This window comes from Elstera litoralis, assembly GCF_000963705.1.
Lineage (GTDB): Bacteria > Pseudomonadota > Alphaproteobacteria > Elsterales > Elsteraceae > Elstera > Elstera litoralis.
The window spans coordinates 1-1,194 of record NZ_LAJY01000815.1 but is presented as its reverse complement, the minus strand read 5'-3'; the positions used below and the strand labels follow the sequence as shown (position 1 = coordinate 1,194).

Genomic DNA, 1,194 nt, shown 5'->3' with positions numbered 1-1,194 from the left:
CCAGAGGCGGGCTTCAGCCATTTATTCGGCGGGCGGACGCTGATTCTCGGTATTGTCGCCGGGCTGGGTGTGGACAATTGCGCTACATCCTGCCGCTCCTATGCAAACCGCGTCCAGCGCTGTTCTCCCCCGCCCCGGCTTTTTTGCCCAGGTTGGTGCGGGTTTCGGCCTGCGCGTTCAGGAAGTTCTCGTTGAGGGCCGCATTCGTTCCGCCTCCGAAACGATCATGGAATCCTTGCAAACTCGGCGTGGAGAAGCGATTCTAGGGTTCGATGCTGAAGCCGCCCGTCAGCGGTTGGAAGCGCTTCCCTGGATCCTGTCCGCAGTCGTAGAACGGCGCCTGCCGGATACGGTTTATGTCCGTCTCACGGAACGGTCGCCCTTTGCCCTGTGGCAAAACGGCGGACGGTTCCACCTGGTGGATTCCAAGGGCGTAACCATTCTGATGGACCCCGGCGGCGAGTTTGCCTCGCTGCCGGTGATTGTCGGCGAAGGGGCTCCACAGCGGGCGGAAGAAATCCTGCTGCTGCTGGAGGGGGAACCGCAGATAAAGCCGCTTGTCGCTGCCGCTATTCGGGTCGGCGACCGGCGCTGGAATCTGCATCTCACCAACGGTATCGACGTGCGCCTTCCGGAAGAAAATCCGGCGGTCGCCCTGGGGGTGCTCGCCGATCTGCACCGGCAGCAAAAGCTGCTGGATCGGGACATTGTCGCCATCGATTTGCGACAGGCCGACCGCATGATCGTGCAACTCAGCCCCGCCGCAGCGGCGGCGCAAAAGCAGGCGGGGCCGAAAGCGGCGGATGGGGGGAACGGTTAGGATGAGCATGCGCAAGGGATCGACCAAAGCCCGCAACGGGATTGTGGCGACGCTCGATCTGGGCACGACCAAAACCACCTGCTTAATTGCGCGGGTGGATGGCGGTGTGCCGCGCGTGACCGGCATCGGTATGATTGGCTCGAAAGGCATCAAAGCCGGAACGATTGCCGATATCGATGCCGCCGAGAAAAACATCCTCTCTGCCGTGCAGGCCGCCGAGCAAATGGCGGGCGAAACCATTCAGGGCGTCATCGTCAGCATGACCGGCGGCAACCTCTCGTCGCGCGTCGCCCAGCACGAGCTTTCGATCGATAGTCACGAGATTTCCGATGCGGACGTGCGCCGCGTGCTGGAAGCCGGGCGGCAGAATATGG

1 protein-coding gene and 1 pseudogene are annotated in these 1,194 nt (G+C 62.6%); both read left to right on the top strand.

The features are described 5' to 3' along the window. Positions 1 to 100 precede the first annotated feature (100 nt). Entirely contained in the window at positions 101 to 820 is a 720-nt protein-coding gene (locus VZ95_RS19955) for a cell division protein FtsQ/DivIB (RefSeq protein WP_045777425.1), read from the top strand. Between the two features lies 1 nt (position 821). Then, positions 822 to 1,194, top strand: a pseudogene (locus VZ95_RS19950) (cell division protein FtsA); the annotation flags it as partial.

What these genes read in the sequence shown, in the direction of transcription:
- VZ95_RS19955 (WP_045777425.1), top strand. Translation starts at nt 101, where the DNA reads ATGCAAACCGCGTCCAGCGCTGTTCTCCCCCGCCCCGGCTTTTTTGCC.